General features: G+C 44.9%; 14 protein-coding genes. 12 read left to right on the top strand and 2 right to left on the bottom strand.

Annotated elements, in window-relative coordinates; translation table 11 throughout:
• Positions 1–12: 12 nt before the first annotated feature.
• The 12 genes from G9U52_RS36320 (at position 13) to G9U52_RS36265 (ending at position 13428) form a co-directional block, all read left to right on the top strand.
• Positions 13–1050, top strand: coding sequence for a PHP domain-containing protein (locus G9U52_RS36320; protein WP_166157565.1), 1038 nt, complete (start codon positions 13–15; stop codon positions 1048–1050).
• Entirely contained in the window at positions 1043–1987 is a 945-nt protein-coding gene (locus tag G9U52_RS36315) for a metallophosphoesterase family protein (RefSeq protein ID WP_166157562.1), read from the top strand. The genes G9U52_RS36320 and G9U52_RS36315 overlap by 8 nt, the downstream gene beginning before the upstream one ends.
• Before the next feature lie 364 nt (positions 1988–2351).
• The gene (locus tag G9U52_RS36310; protein ID WP_243767768.1) at positions 2352–3443 is read left to right on the top strand and encodes an amidohydrolase family protein; all 1092 of its coding nucleotides are present in this window, start codon (positions 2352–2354) and stop codon (positions 3441–3443) included.
• Positions 3444–3521: 78 nt separating this feature from the next.
• Positions 3522–4379 carry an ABC transporter permease gene (locus tag G9U52_RS36305; RefSeq protein ID WP_166157662.1) on the top strand — a complete coding sequence of 286 codons (858 nt, stop codon included), beginning with the start codon at positions 3522–3524 and terminating at the stop codon, positions 4377–4379.
• Positions 4379–5254 carry a carbohydrate ABC transporter permease gene (locus G9U52_RS36300; protein ID WP_166157559.1) on the top strand — a complete coding sequence of 292 codons (876 nt, stop codon included), beginning with the start codon at positions 4379–4381 and terminating at the stop codon, positions 5252–5254. The genes G9U52_RS36305 and G9U52_RS36300 overlap by 1 nt, the downstream gene beginning before the upstream one ends.
• Positions 5255–5273: 19 nt before the next feature.
• Positions 5274–5669, top strand: coding sequence for a Rieske (2Fe-2S) protein (locus G9U52_RS36295; protein ID WP_166157556.1), 396 nt, complete (start codon positions 5274–5276; stop codon positions 5667–5669).
• An 85-nt stretch (positions 5670–5754) separates the two neighbouring features.
• Positions 5755–7251 (top strand): type 2 periplasmic-binding domain-containing protein, encoded by a 1497-nt coding sequence (locus G9U52_RS36290; RefSeq protein ID WP_166157553.1) that lies wholly within the window; start codon positions 5755–5757, stop codon positions 7249–7251.
• A 113-nt stretch (positions 7252–7364) separates the two neighbouring features.
• A complete protein-coding gene (locus tag G9U52_RS36285; protein WP_166157550.1) occupies positions 7365–9671 on the top strand; it encodes a helix-turn-helix transcriptional regulator in 2307 nt (768 codons plus the stop codon).
• Between the two features lie 12 nt (positions 9672–9683).
• Complete coding sequence (locus G9U52_RS36280; RefSeq protein WP_166157547.1) at positions 9684–11144, top strand: glycoside hydrolase family 88 protein; 1461 nt, start codon at positions 9684–9686, stop codon at positions 11142–11144.
• 154 nt (positions 11145–11298) lie between these two features.
• Positions 11299–12567, top strand: a complete 1269-nt coding sequence (locus G9U52_RS36275) for an ATP-binding protein (protein ID WP_166157544.1) — start codon at positions 11299–11301, stop codon at positions 12565–12567.
• Between the two features lie 96 nt (positions 12568–12663).
• Positions 12664–13053: a class I SAM-dependent methyltransferase gene (locus G9U52_RS36270; RefSeq protein WP_166157541.1), complete on the top strand. Its 390-nt coding sequence runs from the start codon at positions 12664–12666 to the stop codon at positions 13051–13053.
• A gap of 72 nt (positions 13054–13125) precedes the next feature.
• Complete coding sequence (locus G9U52_RS36265; RefSeq protein WP_207953430.1) at positions 13126–13428, top strand: hypothetical protein; 303 nt, start codon at positions 13126–13128, stop codon at positions 13426–13428.
• 8 nt (positions 13429–13436) lie between these two features.
• Here G9U52_RS36265 and G9U52_RS36260 read toward each other — a convergent pair whose 3' ends face one another.
• Both G9U52_RS36260 and G9U52_RS36255 read right to left on the bottom strand, forming a co-directional pair.
• Entirely contained in the window at positions 13437–14078 is a 642-nt protein-coding gene (locus G9U52_RS36260; protein ID WP_243767766.1) for a response regulator transcription factor, read from the bottom strand.
• 2 nt (positions 14079–14080) lie between these two features.
• A complete protein-coding gene (locus tag G9U52_RS36255; RefSeq protein ID WP_207953429.1) occupies positions 14081–14521 on the bottom strand; it encodes a sensor histidine kinase in 441 nt (146 codons plus the stop codon).
• Between the last annotated feature and the right edge of the window lie 126 nt (positions 14522–14647).

The following is a 14647-nucleotide window of genomic DNA, read 5'->3' as shown; positions in this document are numbered from 1 at the left end:
GGCTGCTGCATAATGAGAGTTGATCATCATTTTCATTTGGAAGAAGGACCTTATTCCACGGGTTGGCTGCAACGGACGGCAAGAGCCTTAGCACATGTAAATGGACTACATGTGCAGTGTGGCTCGGACCAACCGTTACCGAATTCGCTCCAATGGATCCAGGGCTTGACCTTGCTGCTTAATAAGAGGCTGGAGCAGGGCTGCTTCAGTCCGGAATGGATCCAACATTATTTCTGTGAGGGTGCCAAGCAGGGAATCGGCCATTACGGTCTTGTGGATCACCTGTACAGATTCCATGAGTTTCGTGCTTATTACGAAAAGTATATGATACTGGACGGTTCCCCAATTGGTAGGATCCAGCAGGAATGGCTGGAAAGGGTCTGTGTTAGCTCTATAGAACCCTTCTTGTCAGTGGTGCATCAGATGAAGCAGGAAGCTGGTGTTTCCTTGTCCCTGGGCGTTGAGGTCGATTATTTTCCAGGTGGGGAGGACGAATTACGGGAGCTCTTATCTCACTATGAATTTGATTATGTCATTGGCTCGATCCACTTTCTTGATGGCTGGGGCTTTGACAATCCAGAAACACAGGGGCTGTTTAAGGAGAAAGATTTGGTAGCTTTGTACAATCAACTGTTCAATACGGTGAAAAGTGCGGCAGCGAGCGGAATATTTGATATCATTGCCCATTTAGACAACTTGAAGGTGTTTGGATATAGACCCGATGAAAGTCTCCTTCTGCCTATGTATGAAGAGGTGGCCCATGCTTTAAAACAGGCCAATGTCGCAACGGAACTCAATACTGGCTTGGCGTACCGTTATCCGGTAAAAGAAGCATGCCCAAGTCCCACGTTTCTGCAAGTGCTAGGTCGTGCCGGAGTACCTATAACAACCAGCTCGGATGCACATTATCCCGATGATATAGGTACTCTGCTTGACGAAGCGGAGCAATTGCTTGATCAAGCGGGCTACAAGGAAATTGTATACTTCCAAAACCGGTCCAGGATTTTTACACCGCTCAAGCTAGGAACAGGGGGATTCACCAATGGATAAACAGGATTCGTTGTCATTCCGTTCAGATGGAACGTTTACGATCGTTCAATTTACAGATATTCATTGGCAGCATGGATCGGAGCAGGATCTGAAATCACAAGAGGTCATGAGAAATGTGCTAGAGGCGGAAAGACCGGATCTTGTTGTTTTCACTGGGGATGTTGTGCATCCCACACCGGAGGCGGATCCTGCGGACATGCTGCGGCAAGCTGTCGCCGCTGTAGAAGAAAGAGGCATTCCATGGGCACTCATATTCGGAAACCATGATTCGGAAGCGGTTATTAGCCGCGAACAATTGATGAATGTGGTTTTGGCGCATAAACATTCGCTTACTCAGAGGGGACCGCAAACGGTGACTGGAGTTGGGAATTACCTTCTTCCTATTCAGGACAAAGCGGGGAAGTGCGGTGCAGTTTTATATTTCTTTGACTCTGGCAATTTGTCCTGCAATCCGCAGGTTGATGGATATGACTGGATCCGAAGGGATCAAATCTCTTGGTACCTAAGGGAATCCAAACAATTGGCAGAAGTGCATGAAGGGGGTTCCGTCCCATCGCTCGCCTTCTTCCATATCCCAATTCCTGAATACAATGAAGTTTGGCAAAGCAAGATTTGCAGCGGGGGCAAGCAGGAGGAAGTATGCTGTCCGAAAGTGAACTCAGGATTATTTACGGCCATGGTGGAGAGAGCCGATGTGATAGGAACTTTCTGTGGTCATGACCATTTAAATGATTATTGGGGAGAACTTCATGGAATCCGTCTTTGCTATGGGCGAGTAACCGGAGAAAATACGTACCCTCACGAAAGGGAATTTCCAAGAGGAGCCCGTATTATCCGTCTGTACGAGGGTGAGCCGCGGTTCGATACATGGATTCGTTTGGGCAGTGGTATCGCGATATACGAACAGCCTATGCATGAACCTGAAGGATTCAATTAGTCTATATGCGGATTCCTATTGCTTGCTAGAACGCACATGAACAAACCCATTGCAACTGGCAATTAACAGTTTCCTAAACTGTAGGTCGAGGTTCGCTCCCTCTCGGGTACGTCATTAAAACTACTTTCATTCATAGGACAAGCCACCCTCGGGGTGGCTTTTTTGTGTTCAAATATAGTTGGATCGTGATCAAGAATCCTGTCACATAATGATTCTAGGTGTGTCTGTAGGGATTATATCTGCCTGAAGAATCCCTTAGTACCAAGACTTTCTGGCTGTCACGCATTGATTATAGTCGGTAAGAGTTCGCCGGGTTAAGATAAATGGCGAGGCAATGAACACAATGAAGAAGGGGTGTAAGCAGTTGGAGAAAACAAACGTGCCCTCGAATAAGGCGATGTTGATTGATACCGATGTGCATAACGGAATCAAGGATCCTCGAGACCTACTTCCTTATTTAGATAAGCCATGGCATAAGCAATGGCTCGGTGTAGGAACCGGTGTAGGTCAACCTTATTACTCACCGGTAGGTGTGCTTAGGAGAGATGCTATTCCAGATGAAGGCGGAAGCTCTGGCAGTAATCCGGTATTTATGGTTAAGGACCACATTGAACGATATGGCTTTGATTACGTGATATTAACTGGGCAAAATGTGCTCGAAATGTCGCTCAATCCAGATATTGATTATGGGAATGCGGCGGTATCGGCTTATAACGATTATTTGATTGACCATTGGTTATCTGCGGATCCTCGATATAAAGGAGCCATGGTGATCAACCATTCGGATCCGCAGTATGCGGCAAAGGAAATCGAGCGTATTGGTGGACATCCCGATATCGTAGAAGTCATCATGTGCAGCGGCTCTACACGCTTATACGGCCATCGCAGCTTCCATCCGATCTATGAGGCAGCAGAGAGGATGGGCTTGCCCGTTGCTATCCATCCAGGGACCGAAGGACGAGGCATTGCAGGTACGCCTACACCATCGGGCTATCCATCTCGATATATGGAATGGCACAACATTCTCCCGACCAATTATATGGCGCACATTAATAGCTTAGTCTGTGAGGGTGTTTTTGAGAAATATTCGGGACTGAAGGTAGTTGCGATTGAAGGTGGTATCGCCTGGCTGCCTCATCTCATGTGGCGAATGGATAAGAACTACAAGGCGCTGCGGGATACAACACCCTGGCTTAGAAAGATGCCATCGGAATACATTCGGGAGCATGTCTATATGACCACGCAGCCTATCGAGGAGCCAAGCTTACCTGAGCATCTCGTGCAGCTTATTCAAATGTGTAAGGCCGAGGATAATATTATGTACTCAAGTGATTATCCCCATTGGGATTTTGACCCTCCGAAGCTGGTGCTCTCTGCATTTCCGAAAGATATTCGCGCCAAAATCCAAGGAGGAAATGCAGCAACTTTATATGGTTTGCACAAGAAGGTGGATTAGAAGTAAGGAGGATAATTGGTGAAAACAACTAGACTAAGACTGTTACAAGATATTCGACGTGACCATTGGCTTTATATAATGGCTGTGCCAGGCATCCTCTATTTTATTTTATTCAAGTATTTGCCCATGGGCGGCATTATTATTGCATTCCAGGATTTTCACCCTTTTACCGGATTTACAGGAAGTAAATGGGTTGGATTGAAGCATTTCTATCGGCTATTCGAAGATCCTGATTTCTTCACTTTATTACGCAATACATTGATGTTATCCGTGTACCAACTGGTGTTTGCATTTCCTGTACCGATTATTTTAGCCCTCATGCTGAATGAGTTACGTAGAGAATGGTTCAAGCGCTCTCTTCAAACCCTTGTATACATTCCGCATTTTATGTCCTGGGTTGTTGTTGTCTCCATGTTTTTTGTCATTTTCGAGTCAGAACGAAGCATTTTCCAATCCCTTATCGAGTCATGGGGCTTCGAAAACTTTTCGATCATGATGGATCCCGGGATGTTCCGTCCTATGTATATTTTACAGGTGATCTGGCGGGATAGTGGATGGGGGACAGTCATTTATCTGGCTGCACTGGCAGCGCTCAGTCCAGAGCTTTATGAAGCGGCCAAAATGGATGGAGCCGGTCGTTTCCGTCAAATGTGGCATATCACGCTGCCAGGCATCCGAAGCACCATTGTTATTCTTCTTTTGCTGAAATTAAGCGATATTCTAGAAACAAGCTTTGAACATGTCTTCAATCTCGTCAATTCTCTGAATCGTGATGTCGCCGAAGTATTCGATACCTATGTGTATCGGGTGGGGTTAATCAATGGACAACTCAGCTATGCGACTTCTATTGGACTTTTTAAGGGCGTTGTAGGCTTGCTCCTCGTTATTTTTGCCAACTGGCTTGCAAAAAAATTCGGTGAGGAGGGCCTCTACTAATGGTGGGTAAAGACTTTGGACAGCGCCTATTTGATGTCGTCAATGCGACCCTGCTCATTTTGTTTGCATTGATTACGATTATACCGTTTATTCACGTAATTTCGAGTTCCTTTGCATCGGTTGCCGATTATAATTCCAAAACCTTTCTGTTGTTTCCAACGGAGTTCTCACTAAAGGCGTACGAATACATTTTTAGCTCAAATGCACTGCCTACAAGCTTGGGAATCACTGTATTTATTACAATTGTGGGTACACTCATTAGTTTGTTATTTACAACCTTATTTGCTTACCCGTTATCACGCCAACGCTTTCACTTCCGTCGTACGATGATGTTTCTGGTTATATTCACAATGATTTTCCAAGGAGGCATGATTCCCGACTATCTAGTGGTTAAGTCGCTTGGGCTACTGAATAGTTACTGGTCGCTGATTATACCACGAGCGGTAATCGCTTTCTATCTTATCATCATGATTAACTTCTTCAAGAACATTCCGGTGGAACTTGAGGAATCGGCTAAAATGGACGGCTGCGGGGATTTGCGAATGTTTTTCCGTATTATGATCCCCCTTTCCTTGCCAGCAATTGCCACTTTAACTTTGTTTTATGCCGTGTTCCAATGGAATACGTACATGCATGCCATCTTGTATATCAACGATACCACCAAATGGCCCATTCAGGTTTTGCTCAGACAGATTGTTATGGTCTCTCAGGCAGGTTTCGTTGAGCAAGGCTCCGTAGAAGGGGAGTCCTCGATACCACCCGAGACAGTGAAAATGGCCGTGATCACGGTGGCGACCGTACCGATCTTGCTGGTCTATCCATTCTTGCAAAAATATTTTGCTAAAGGTGCTCTAGTTGGCTCCGTGAAGGGCTAATTAACAGGAGGAACGAATCATGGAGAAATATTGGGTAGCCCATAAAGATGAAATCGTCGAAGGCACCTGCAAAATTGTCAAAGTCAAAAATGCGGAGTATGGGGTTTATAACGTGAAGGGAGAATATTACGCTTGGCGAAATGTTTGCCCTCACTTTGGAGCTCCCGTATGCAGAGGTGTCGTTACCGGCACACGATTGCCTTCCAATGTATATGAGTATACACTTGGTCGCGAGAATGAAATTGTCAGATGCCCATGGCACGGATGGGAATTCGATCTGATTACAGGAGAGCATCTTGTTGATCCCGATACCAAGCTTCGTCAAGGCAAGCTTGGCTTTGCCAGCGCAGAGCAAGAAAGCTTGGAGAAGGTTGATTTAGAAATGCAGTCGGATGATCTTTACCTTTGGTTATAAAGAGTTATAAAGATTTTAATGCTGCTACTATAGATAGAGGCTTGCAGCCTTAAATAGAAGGACAACATACTAGGGAGGTATTTCAATGAAAAAAAGAAACATGTACAAATCAGTAGGGCTACCACTCAGTATTGTGTTTGCGGCAACGGCCATGATCTCTGGCTGTGGGGCATCCAGCGATACAGCAAGCAATCCAAGCGCCACCCCGACCCCGGCGGCGGGCACCCCAGCACCTGCAACCCCAGCAGGACCAGCCAAGGTATCAATGCTGAACGTGTATCTATCCAACACGGCACCTAAGATGGATGGACCGATTGTCAAAGAAACCGAACGCATTGGCAATGCCAAGCTTGATATTACGTATGTGCCATTCAACGTGTACAACGAAAAATTAAATGTAACGATGACCTCCGGCGAGATGCCGCAGGCGATCATGGTCGAGAACCCATTCACGACAACGATTCTAAACGGTGTAAGATCCGGTATGTTCTGGGATTTAACGCCTTACCTTAATGAGTTCCCGAATTTGAAAAGCTATGATAAACAAATCATGGATAATCTTGCGATCGACGGCAAATATTATGTAATTCCACGTCCGCGTCCGCTTGTTCGGCTTGCTACGATTATTCGCAAAGATTGGCTCGACAATGTGGGCCTTGCAGAGCCCAAAACAACCGATGAATTCTACAATGTTATGAAAGCATTTAAAGAGAAGGATCCAGATAAAAACGGCGTCAACGATACTTACGGCCTGATGGTCTATGAAAACAACATTCCCACAGAAATCTTTGCATGGTTTAATGCACCGAACAACTGGAGGGTCGATAAAGATGGGAAATTTATCAAAGACGTAGAAACCAAAGAATACCGGGAAGGGCTTACATTCGTTCGTAAGCTGTACCAAGAAGATTTAATAAATAAAAACTTCGCAATCGTCGTTCGTAATGAAGCAAGAAAAGACCTGTATAACAACAAAGTTGGATTTAGTATCGAATCGATTGATGCGGTTGTTCCCTTGTACTACTTCCAAATGGAAGATACGAAAAACCATTACACAATGACGGTAAGTCCACCGATTAATGGTAAAGCGTACGCGGCCACAGGGCATTACGGCGGCGCACTTATTTCAAAAACCAGCGTAAAAACAGAAAAGGATTTGCGTGAGGTGCTTCGTTACTTCAATTCCGTCAACAGTCCAGAGGCTAAAGCAGAGTTCGTTCGCGTTGCACAAGAAAATGAAAAAAAACCAGCGGCAGAACAATTCAATTTAGACGATCTTAAAAACTTAGTTACGACAGATGCGGTCATCTATCCGTTAGGATCGACGGATACCGATAAGATGCTGAAAGCGCGTATGAGTGAGCATGCTGCTGTAAGCATACCAGATCCATCCAACGGCTTGATCTCTCCTGCTCAAACAGAGAAAAACGAGCAGTTAAAGACAATCCTGCTGGATGCACGCGCACAGTACATTATGGGTAAAATCGATGACGCCGGCTATGATGCTGCGATTGCGCAGTGGAAAAAAATTGGCGGCGACCAAGTGTCGAAAGAGCTTTCTGACCTCTACAAAAAAAAGTAAGCTAGACACACAGGGATTGTATCCACGGATACAATCCCTGTACTTACTTCGTTCAGCAAATATGATATGATGGGTTGTGCGTGAAAAGTACGGTGGCAAAAGCGGGGGGCAACATGAGAAAATTACAGAGGTCTAGCTTTTTCATCAACTTGGTATTGCTTAGCTGTATCATTGGGATATTGCCTATCATGCTGTTAGGGTATCTGTCCTTTAATACGTCCTCTACAATTTTACAAGAAGAGGTAGCATCGAGCAAACGCCTTATACTCAAGCAGAACAAAGAAAAAGTAGAATACCTGCTCAAGACCATTGATACCTTAACCACACAAACCATCAGCGGATCTATCACGACGAATGCAGTCTCGATGCAGACAGTACTTGATTATCCATTTAGTTATGATTATCAAGATGTCTTTAATAAGCTGATCAACGAGCTTGTTCAGATTCAAGTGTTTGAGCTAGGCATTCAAGATGTCCATCTGATGAGCTATCGTCAAGATTGGATTGTTGAGGGTGGCGCGGTATATCCTATGCAGGATCGTCCTTTAATCGACAAGCACGATACTTATTTATATCATTTGCAATCGCTGCTGAAAGCATATCGGGATGATTCACGACGCTCCTATTGGAAGCTTATTCAGGACGATAAGTTAGGTCACGTCTTGAAGCTGATTAAGCATATTCCATTGAATGCGGTTAATCCGGTTGGTATCATTACGGTCAATGTACCTTTACAGGAGCTTGGCAAGCATCTTTCAGGTAATGACGAACCAGGTAACACGTTGATTTTGGATGATGTGGGAACAGTACTTGCCAGCTTCGAGACGGAGGATATTGGAAGTAGTGTGCAGGCAGAGCCGTATTATCAGCAAATTGCAAGCAGTAATGAACAAGAAGGCCTCTTTTACTATGAGCAGCACAATCAGAAGTATGCCATTCATTATAACCATGCCTTATACAACAACTGGACGTATGTCTCGATTACACCTTTAGAGCATTTGATGAGTAAATCAGAAGCAATCAAGCTCTATACCATGATTATTGCGGCCATTTTGATCGTTCTCGTCATTACGAGCTCCTTCATCGTTTCGCATCGGCTTTATTCGCCTATTAATCGGATTTATCGCTCGATACAGCCGGATGGCAAGCAGAGGCAAAATAATGAGCTGAACTATATCAGTGAGCACTTGGTTAAGCTGGCACAATCAAGTACAAAGCTTAAGGGCCAGATCGAGCATCTGCATAATCAGACTCGTGAATTTTTTGTGTTCAAGCTGCTGTTAGGGGATATGAAGCTAGGTTCGATTGTCGAGCAGCTCGAGCAGCATGACTTTCCAACAAACTGGGATCAATGGTGTGTGCTTGCGATTCAAATTGATACCTTGGAGGGGACGAACTACACAGATAAGGACCTGGACCTCATGCTCTTTGCCATTCACAATATAATTGAGGAGCTAGTACCACAGTCCATGCGTCTAAGTCCAATTATCCATAGCCAGGGACTCGTTCTAATCCTTGGTGGCGGTTTGGATGAGGAAATGCCATTTAACGTGCATGTGTTCAATAAAACCGAGGAAATCCGCAATAACGTCAAAGATTATTTGAATCTAAAAATAAGTGTTGGAATTAGTAGAAGGTACACGAACTTTATTTATGCACCGCTTGCACATCAAGAAAGCCTAGACGCACTTACTTATCGTGTGAGGCTCGGCTCAGAGTCGATTCTTTTCATCAATGAGGTGGAGCCGCTCTCTGAGCAGACGTTCCGTTATCCCAAGGAGCTCGAATTTCAGATTATGGAGGCCATCAAGCAAACCAATCACGAGCAAGCCCAAGAAAGGCTACATGCCATCATTGTCTATTTTTTCGAAAATCCGATTAATCATTATGACTATCAGCATTTTATAGGACGGTTATTTAATAACTTAACAGGCCTAGTTCAGGATGCGGGAGTGTCGGTGCAGGAGGTTTTCGAAAAGGAGACGTTCCACTCGGAAATTTTAGTGCGTATGCATACCTTCGAGCAGATCGAGGCTTGGTTATGGAAGCAGATCGTTCAGCCCCTTCTAACTTGGACGGAGGAGCGTCAGCGTAAGCAGCAGGTTAACATATCGATGTTGATGATTTCGGATATCGAGCAACATTACGATCAGGATTTGAGTATCGAAATGTTCGCGGCGCGTCTTCATTACCATCCAAGCTATATTAGTCGTGTGTTTAAAAAGGACACGGGTGTTAATTTTTCTGAATATTTATCAAATTATCGATTAGAAATCGCGAAGCGCTGGCTAGTCGAAACGGATATGAGGATTTCGGATATCGCAGAAAAGCTTCAATACAGCACAGCCTCGAATTTCAATCGAAATTTCAAAAAAACCGTACAGGTTACACCGAGTCAGTATCGAGAGCAATTCAAATAGGAGGGGATAAGGATGGGACTGGTACAATATTTGCCCGGCCAAGTAGTAAAGGCTTCTGCGGCTGCCTTGCCTGAAGGCAAAAGCATTTCCAGAGGCTGGAGTGCAGTATATCTAGGAGAAGCTCAAGACCGGATGGAATTGAAGTGGCAAACGAATGTCGAGCAGTTCAAGCAGACAGCAGGCCTAAGCAGTCGTTTGCGGATCACGGTTGCCTTAGATTATCGGGATGCTCAGCAGGTTGACGTGATTCTTCTTCAGTCCAATGAGCGTATCGGTACCATTGACATTCGTTACGCCTACGTATTTCAACCGTTCGAGATACTCCTTACAGCTGAACAGACCGCAGCGGCACTGGATCGGGGCGTACGTCTGGAACTGAAAGGCGGGAAGCAGCCTCTATGGGTATTTGATGCACTGGGTGAAGCAGAGGAACGTGTGTTTTTTACCCCACATCTTGTAATGGGGGAACCGGATTCACGAGTAGAGGAAGCCTTGAATACCATGCTTTCGCTGCACTCCCTGCAGCCCTTTGGCTGGATGGAGGGCTGTGTCCTTGATGGGCTGGATAGCTTGAAGCCGCTTTTAGGAGCCGATCGTATAGATCCCATCTTGGATTTGCATTTCAGCCAGTTTTTTAACGACGATGGTGATTTGCTTTATGAGGATCTACACGGCCACAAGGCTGACGGTACGTTTACTACGATTGAAGCGACCCTGCCGCTTGCCGTTATCACGAAATACCGACCTGACCATCCTGTGATTCATAAAGCCATCCAGTTTTTTGAGGCTAAAGGCCTTAAGGGCGGGGGGGCTATCATGGATGAAGGCGTGGTGTCGGCAGAAGGCTCTTATACCGTGGCTTATCCTCTTGCAGTTATGGCAAGACATCTTGGGCGCCGGGATATGGCTGAGCAAGCCATTGCCCAGGTGCTGCTTCGTCGAGATTTCCTGGCACGAGGGCAGCATGTCTACCTGCGTTATATGCAGCACTCACAAGAGCACACGTTCCGCAGCTGGGCTAGGGCGTTCTCATGGTATTGCTTAGGTTTAGTCAAAACCTGTTGCGAGCTTAAAGACTCCCCTTTTGCGAGTCTGGCAGGGGTGGCCGAGCTAGAGGCTGAGATTACCCGCATTGCACAGGTGACAGCAGATTGGAGACAGCCGAGCGGGCTGTGGTCTTGCTTCTTGGATGATGCAGCAACGGGTATCGATACTTCAGGCTCTGCAGGAATCTCTGCGGCACTAGCTTTGGCAGCTAGTCGCCATTTATTACCGGCTTCTTATATGGAGATCGCGAAGCATAACCTGTTGGAGCTATCCGCCTATTTGACGCCGGACGGTATTTTGACGGGAGTCGCCCAGCATAATGCAGGCGGCATGGAGCTGCAGCGTGGTGGATACCGGGTATGCTCTCAAATGGGACTTGGTCTATGGGCACAGTTGTATGCATATGTGAATCTGGCATGTGATTAGAATTGAAAGAAGGCGGCACTATCGGGTAGCGCCATCATAATCGAAAGCCACCTCAGCGGGTGGCTTTCTTGCCTAGCATGGCAGGAATACAATAAAAAGTGTCGAAATTAATCCTTGGGTAAGACGGTAGATAATTTGGTGGTGAGGCGACAAGATGAGTCAATTAAATGATATGATCCTGCAGCTTTTTTTTGCACTTGCTCCTTTTGTTATTTATAACATTTACTACCGAGATAAACTAAAAAATTGCACCAGCACCTTTATTATCATAACTAGCTCAATTTGTTTACTGCTCTCTATGACCTTCGCTTCCAGTGTAGTGACCGGAGTCTTCTTCGACATGCGGTATGTCATCATGTTTTTCGGTCTTGTTTTCGGCGGCGTCCAGGCTGGTCTACTTCTATTGATTGAATTTATCCTTTATCGGGTGTATCTTGGCGGCGAAGGGAAATGGGTGGGCATCTTTATCGTGGCCATAACGTTTACTATATCCGTGTTATTTTGTAATATATACAGAACTGCAGTCAGAAAATATATAGTCACTTTTATTGCCGGACTTCTCTTCTCCATCCTTCCACTTATTCTTACCTATCTGATGTTCCCCCAATATGTTACCGAAAATATCACCTTCCACATTTTGGTCATTCCAGTTCAAAATTCAGTAGCGATCTGGCTTCTAATGTCACTATTTAGCAAGGCCGTTTCAGACAAGGAATTATTTATTAGCCATGCGCAAAATGAAAGAATGGAAATGATGAGTCATGTGGCAGCCTCACTTGCTCATGAAGTACGCAATCCGCTCACGGCTATCAAAGGCTTTTTGAAATTAATTAGTGAACGGTCTCACGATACTCAAAAAATCGAACAGTATATTCGGATCAGTTTAGATGAGGTTCAAAGGACGGAGTCTATTCTATCTGAGTACCTCTCTTTAACCAAGCCTTCTGCCAGACAATGCGAGATCATTAATTATTGTGACCAGCTCCGGGTTGTTGCGGATGTAATGACCCCATATGCCATTATGTATAATGTTGAACTGGAAGTAAGCAAGCCTGACATTCCTGTCTTGGTGCTGGCAAATCCGGATGAACTCAAACAAGTCCTCGTTAACTTTATTAAAAATGGGGTTGAGGCTTGCTCGGAAATCACTTGCGGGAAGATCGAGCTGAGCCTTAAAGCAGAGGGAAATAACACTATTCTTTTGATTAAGGATAACGGGGTCGGTATGAATCGGGAACAAATCGAGCGGCTAGGCTCCATCTATTTTTCAACCAAATCCAGCGGTACCGGGCTGGGACTTACTTATTCCTATCAAGTCATTCATGCTCTCGGGGGTCTTGTAACGGTTAGCAGCAAGCCACAATTAGGCACTCGGTTTACGATCACTATTCCTTCTGTTTCTGCAGCGAAACACGAAATTTAACAAGGTTCAATAAAAAGAAGGATTTTCCTTTTTTGTAAAATCAGATATACTCGCATACAAGGGGTTATCAATTATAAAAAAGGAGGGAATTCGTTTATGGAGAAAAGGCAGACAAACGGGAACGGGGATTTTCAAGGGTTTGTTGCGGAGCATTACGATTTATGGTTTAGCGAGTCCAATAATTGGCTGGATTATGCCTTTTACAAAGGGTATGTGCTCGATAACCAGGGGCCCGCTGTAGAAATTGGTTGTGGCACAGGCCGGATCCTGCTTCCGTTTGTACAGGAGGGTTTAGATGTTGACGGAGTTGACTATTCAGAGGATATGCTTAAAGTTTGTACAAGAAAAGCAGAGCGGCTAGGGATAGCCCCCGCCTTGTACCGCCAGCCGATCCAGCAACTGGATTTGCCAAGGAAGTACCATACGATCTTTATCCCTGGCAATACGTTTAATCTGCTTACTGACCGGATAGAAGCTATTGGATAGCTTAAACGCTTATATAGCCATTTGGTCGAAGGCGGTCAACTGCTTGTGACCTTATCCGTACCCTTCAAATATATGAGGAGTGACCAGCCCGATGAGTGGAAGCAGCTTGCCGAAGTTAGCCGAGATGATGGAGCTATAGTTAGGTTAAGTGAGCGGATTGCGCTGGATTACTGGGAACAGTTGAAAACCAATTACAACAAATATGAAGTCTATAAAAACGGAAAGCTCATTGAATTACATGAGGATACCATACAAGTTAGGTGGTTTTATGAATTTGAATTTGAGCTGATGCTGCAAGCAGCGGAGTTTAAAGACATTGCGTTTACTTATGTCCAAGCAGACCGTGCTTATATGATGGTAAGTGCGCGAAAATAATGAGGGTATCAGCTTTTATCCGCTTCTACATAATAATTGCTTTGCACAAACTTTTCTATGGCTTGGATCCTTGATTTCACGCTCAATTTGTTATAAATTTTTTTTAAATAATTATCGACCGAACGTTTGCTTACAAAGATTTCATGGGCAATTTGCTCCTGCGTAGCCCCCCTGACCAGCAACGTCATAATATGGATTTCATCCTTGGTAAGCAAGGTATCCTGGGTGGGGAGGCTCGTTGTTAGCTGCATGCCGCGGTATAAAGCTAAGGGGATCATCGTGCAATCGTCTAAGATACAGCGAATCATATTTTGGATCGCGCGTTCATTGGAGTCCTTGGAAAGGATACCGCTTACTCCGATCGTAATTAACTGGTTATAGATGTCTGTAACATCAATTCCGGTAAAAATAATAATATGGGTTCCTGGCGAGTTTTTTTTGATTTGCTTGGCAACGACGCTACCAAATTGGTCAGGCAGGTTATAATCCAGCATAATAAGATCTGGCTTATACAATTCGTTAAGCTCCAGGCATGCCTTTCCACTTGCGGCTATTGCAACTACCTCAATATGCTCAATTTGCTCCAAAACCATTTTCGTTGCGAGGGCCATAACGGGATGGTCATCGACGATAAGTGTTCTTCTTCGCATGCTCATGCTACCTTTCTCATAGGAATAGTGACGGTTAGATAAACGCCGCTTCCTGTATCCGTTCTAATTTCCCATTTTCCTTCTAAAGATAAGATCCGGTTTTTCATTTGTTCGATTCCTGTGCCTGATGATCCAATCTCACTATGCTCGATGGGATGAGATGGAAACCCAATCCCATCGTCTCTATAAATTAATAAGATTTGATTGCTTAACGACGTTATTGTAATACTGACATTTGAAGCTTGGGAGTGCTTTCTCGCATTGTTCAAAAGCTCTTGCACGATACGAAATATATGTCTTTTGGTATCCAGATCCCAATACTCAATCATATCCGCTCCTTTGGCACTAAATTCAAGCTTAAACGGGCATAGTGGAGCCTCATGCTCGATCACCTTGTGTAGGGTTCTAATCAATCCGATCTCATGAAGGAGATGTGGGTGCATGTATCTGTTAACTTAAAAGTAGGCCAGCGGAGTCATTGAAAAACCAGCCACAACCGATAAACCAACTTGTAGAACGTAGACAGGTTGGGGGCAGGAGAGAATGATCCAAATGAACATCATGCAACA

This window comes from Paenibacillus agricola (genome assembly GCF_011440305.1).
GTDB lineage: Bacteria > Bacillota > Bacilli > Paenibacillales > NBRC-103111 > Paenibacillus_S > Paenibacillus_S agricola.
This window is presented reverse-complemented; position numbering and strand designations above follow the sequence as displayed.

Coding starts and splice junctions, on each gene's coding strand:
- G9U52_RS36280 (WP_166157547.1), top strand. CDS start 9,684: ATGGGACTGGTACAATATTTGCCCGGCCAAGTAGTAAAGGCTTCTGCG.
- G9U52_RS36265 (WP_207953430.1), top strand. CDS start 13,126: ATGAGGAGTGACCAGCCCGATGAGTGGAAGCAGCTTGCCGAAGTTAGC.
- G9U52_RS36290 (WP_166157553.1), top strand. CDS start 5,755: ATGAAAAAAAGAAACATGTACAAATCAGTAGGGCTACCACTCAGTATT.
- G9U52_RS36320 (WP_166157565.1), top strand. CDS start 13: ATGAGAGTTGATCATCATTTTCATTTGGAAGAAGGACCTTATTCCACG.
- G9U52_RS36255 (WP_207953429.1), bottom strand. CDS start 14,521: ATGCACCCACATCTCCTTCATGAGATCGGATTGATTAGAACCCTACAC.
- G9U52_RS36275 (WP_166157544.1), top strand. CDS start 11,299: ATGAGTCAATTAAATGATATGATCCTGCAGCTTTTTTTTGCACTTGCT.
- G9U52_RS36295 (WP_166157556.1), top strand. CDS start 5,274: ATGGAGAAATATTGGGTAGCCCATAAAGATGAAATCGTCGAAGGCACC.
- G9U52_RS36285 (WP_166157550.1), top strand. CDS start 7,365: ATGAGAAAATTACAGAGGTCTAGCTTTTTCATCAACTTGGTATTGCTT.
- G9U52_RS36270 (WP_166157541.1), top strand. CDS start 12,664: ATGGAGAAAAGGCAGACAAACGGGAACGGGGATTTTCAAGGGTTTGTT.
- G9U52_RS36315 (WP_166157562.1), top strand. CDS start 1,043: ATGGATAAACAGGATTCGTTGTCATTCCGTTCAGATGGAACGTTTACG.
- G9U52_RS36300 (WP_166157559.1), top strand. CDS start 4,379: ATGGTGGGTAAAGACTTTGGACAGCGCCTATTTGATGTCGTCAATGCG.
- G9U52_RS36260 (WP_243767766.1), bottom strand. CDS start 14,078: ATGCGAAGAAGAACACTTATCGTCGATGACCATCCCGTTATGGCCCTC.
- G9U52_RS36305 (WP_166157662.1), top strand. CDS start 3,522: ATGGCTGTGCCAGGCATCCTCTATTTTATTTTATTCAAGTATTTGCCC.